Origin of the sequence: Nonomuraea typhae (assembly GCF_009760925.1) — a bacterium.
GTDB classification, from domain to species: domain Bacteria; phylum Actinomycetota; class Actinomycetes; order Streptosporangiales; family Streptosporangiaceae; genus Nonomuraea; species Nonomuraea typhae.
The window spans coordinates 1-1841 of sequence record NZ_VRLV01000039.1 but is presented as its reverse complement, the minus strand read 5'-3'; the positions used below and the strand labels follow the sequence as shown (position 1 = coordinate 1841).

At 67.3% G+C, this 1841-nt stretch carries 2 protein-coding genes; one reads left to right on the top strand and one right to left on the bottom strand.

The genetic code is table 11. From position 1 onward, the window contains the following. The first annotated feature begins 65 nt into the window (after positions 1–65). Positions 66–967 (top strand): IS5 family transposase gene (locus FVE25_RS53590; RefSeq protein WP_425489544.1). Its coding sequence is split into 2 segments (ribosomal slippage): positions 66–413 and positions 416–967, totalling 900 coding nucleotides; the frame shifts between segments, so codons are not numbered across the junction. Between the two features lie 18 nt (positions 968–985). Here FVE25_RS53590 and FVE25_RS53585 read toward each other — a convergent pair. After that, entirely contained in the window at positions 986–1615 is a 630-nt protein-coding gene (locus FVE25_RS53585; protein WP_148437513.1) for a class I SAM-dependent methyltransferase, read from the bottom strand. Positions 1616–1841: the final 226 nt, after the last annotated feature.

The following is a 1841-nucleotide window of genomic DNA, read 5'->3' as shown; positions in this document are numbered from 1 at the left end:
CTAGGGCGTGTCCCGTGATCTTTGTTGGCGGTTTGGTGTAGATCATCCGTGTGGATGATGAACGGCTGAAGCGTCATGATCTGACGGATGAGGAGTGGGCGCGGCTGGCGCCGCTGTTGCCGGCGCAGAACGTGCATGGTGCCAGGTGGAGCGATCACCGGACGGTGATTAACGGGGTGTTCTTCCGGACCCGAGCGAGCTGCGCCTGGCGGGACCTGCCGCCGTGTTACGGCAAGTGGAAGACGGTCTACAACCGGCATCGCCGCTGGTCACTGGACGGGACGTGGGAACAGATCCTGGACGGGCTGCGCGTCGGGTGCGACGAAGCAGAGGGCCAGGACTGGACGGTCAGCGCCGATTCCACGATCGTGCGGGCGCACCAACATGCGGCCGGGGCGCGTCGAGCCCCGGCCGTCGACATCACTCAAAAGGGGCCGGTAAAGATCACGAGCGGGTGACGAAAAGCGGTCGGGAAGCGCTCGGACGGTCCCGGGGCGGCCTGACAACGAAGATCCATCTGGTCGCCGACCGGCGGTGCCGTCCGATCGCCCGGCTCACCTCGCCTGGCCAGCACGCCGACTGCCCGAAGTTCCTCGCGCTGATGGAGTCCATCCGCATCCGCCGCCGCGGCGTGGGCCGCCCTCGCAAGAGGCCGGCCCGTGCCCTGGCCGACAAGGCCCATTCCTCCCGCGCCAACCGGCGCTACCTGCGGCGACGCGGCATTAAGGCCGTCATTCCGGTCAAGAAGGACCAGGCCGCCCACCGCGTCAACCACGGCTCCAAAGGCGGCCGGCCACCGGTCTTTGACCGCGATGCCTACAAGGAACGCAACACCGTCGAGCGCTGCGTCAACAAGCTGCGTCAGCACCGTGCCGTCGCTACCCGCTACGACCAGCGAGAACGCATCTACCAGGGCACCATCGACGTCGCTTCGATCCGCATCTGGCTCCGCCACCCCGTCACATGATCACGGGCTACTGTCTCGCTAGGGGAGGCGGGCCAGCAGGTGGGCGTCGAGGAAGCCCCGTTCGGAGGCCGGGTCGTGGAGCAGCCGGGCGAACGGGACGAGCCCGGCCCCGGCCAGCAACTCGGCGAACCGGTCCACCGGCCAGCTATAGGCGGGCGTCACCTTGTGGTCGAAGCGGACCGGCTCCGATCCGTCGGTCGCGAAGAACGAGACCAGGAGCATGCCCCCTGGCGCCAGGACACGCACCTGCTCGGCGAGCAGCGCGGGCAATTCCCCAGGAGGGGTGTGGATCATCGAGTAGTGGGCCAGCACCCCGCCGAGCGCGCCGTCCTCGACCGGCAGGGCCTCCATCCGCGCCTCGTCAAACTGCAGCGCCGGATGGGCCCGCCGGGCGTAGTCGACCATGCCCGGGGAGAGGTCGAGCCCGAAAGCGTCCAGCCCCAGGTCGTGCAGCATGGCCGTCAGATGTCCAGGCCCGCACCCGACGTCGGCTGCCCGCAGATTCCCCGTCTCGCGTACCAGCTCGGCGAAGGTACCGATCATGTTCCGCGAGAACGGCTGCGTCTCCAACCGATTAGCGAACATCGACGCATACAGCTCGACGACCCCTTCGTAGGCCGCCCTGGTCTGGTCCTGGTGCTCCATCATGGGAAGGGAAGCTAACACCCGCGCACGTCCGCAGCTCCTCCGAGCCCGTGCCGACCCCCGCACCTGAGACCGACCGTCCCGTCACATGATCACGGGACAGGCCCTAAGAGCTGTTCGGAGTTCGGATCATGTGGCTAGGGTGAGTAACTTCAACCACATGATCGAGCCTCGCAGATGGAGTCCGGCCTCGTAGCTTTCCGGGGCTTTGTCGTATCGGGTAGCCAGG